General features: G+C 72.6%; 2 protein-coding genes. Both read right to left on the bottom strand.

Annotated features, from left to right (window positions below):
• Nucleotides 1-266, bottom strand: a 266-nt coding sequence (locus AC1DOC_RS34475; protein WP_478131683.1) for a cbb3-type cytochrome c oxidase subunit I, incomplete at its 3' end; no start/stop codon positions are given.
• Nucleotides 263-1,163, bottom strand: a 901-nt coding sequence (locus AC1DOC_RS34470; protein WP_478131682.1) for a cytochrome c oxidase subunit II, incomplete at its 5' end; no start/stop codon positions are given. The genes AC1DOC_RS34470 and AC1DOC_RS34475, both read right to left, overlap by 4 nt.

Here is a 1,163-nt window from a genome sequence, read left to right as displayed (position 1 = left end):
GTGAAGAGCTGGTTGTAGGTGCCCGCGTCGATCAGGTGGTTGTCCGGCACCGCGAGCTGCGTGCGCATCATCAGCGCCAGGATGCCGGCCAGCACGAAGAAGAGCATGGCGGTGGCGATGTAGAACACGCCGATGCGCGTGTTGTTGACCGCCGAGAAGAGCCGCCAGCCGGTGGGCGGGCGCCACGCGCGCTCGAGGGCCTCGCGCTCGCCTGCGGGGCGCGGCGGCAGATTCGAAGGATCTTCCGTGGGAGCCTGCGTCGTCATTTCAGTTGCGCGAGCCAGGCCGCGATGGATTGCAGGTCGGCCTCGCCGATGCGCTCGCCGGAGGAGGGCATGCGCGCGCCCGGCTTCAGCTGCTGCGTGTGGGCCACCCAGGCGGCGAGCTGCGCGGCATCGTTGGGCGCGGTGCCGGCGCCCAGGTGCAGCCGGCTGCCCACGTGCGTGAGGTCGGGCCCGAGGCGGCTCTGCTCGCTCACGCCGCGCACCGTGTGGCAGGCGTTGCAGCGGTGCGCGAGGAAGGCCTCGCGGCCGCGTTCGAGCTCGCGCGAAGCCGCGGCCGCCGGCCGTGCCTGCGCCGCGAGCCATGCATCGAAAGCCGCGGGCTCTTCGGCCACCACGTGCAGCGCCATGCGCGCATGCTGCTCGCCGCAGTATTCGGCGCACTGCCCGCGCCAGGTGCCGGGCCGGTCGGCCTGCAGCAGCAGGTGCTGCACGCGGCCGGGCAGCATGTCCATCTTGCCGCCGAGCGAGGGCACCCAGAAACTGTGGATCACGTCGGCGCTGCCAAGGCCGAAATAGACCGGCCGGCCGACCGGAATGCGGATCTCGTTCGCCGTGGCCACCTCGGCGCCGCTCGCGGGGTCGCGGTAGCGCACCTCCCACCACCACATGTGGCCCGTGACGCCGACGATCAGCGCGCCGGGCGGTGGAACGGGCCGCCACGGCGGCCGGTGGAATTCGCTGTAGGCGAAGAGCGCCGAGAGCACCACCGTCGGAAAAGCAAGGCCGCCGCCGAGCAGCCACCAGCGCGTGTTCACCCGGCCGCCACCGCGGTGGCGAACGGCCAGTGCGAGCAGCAGCATCACGCCGGCGAAGATCACCGCGCCGCCCACCGCCAGCACGCCGCTCACTTCGAGCAGCGATTGCGCGACGGGGCCGGCG

It is taken from the genome of Variovorax sp. 01T439_2 (assembly GCF_056398445.1).
The sequence above is the reverse complement of the archived record's forward strand: the minus strand, read 5'-3'. Positions and strand labels throughout refer to the sequence as shown.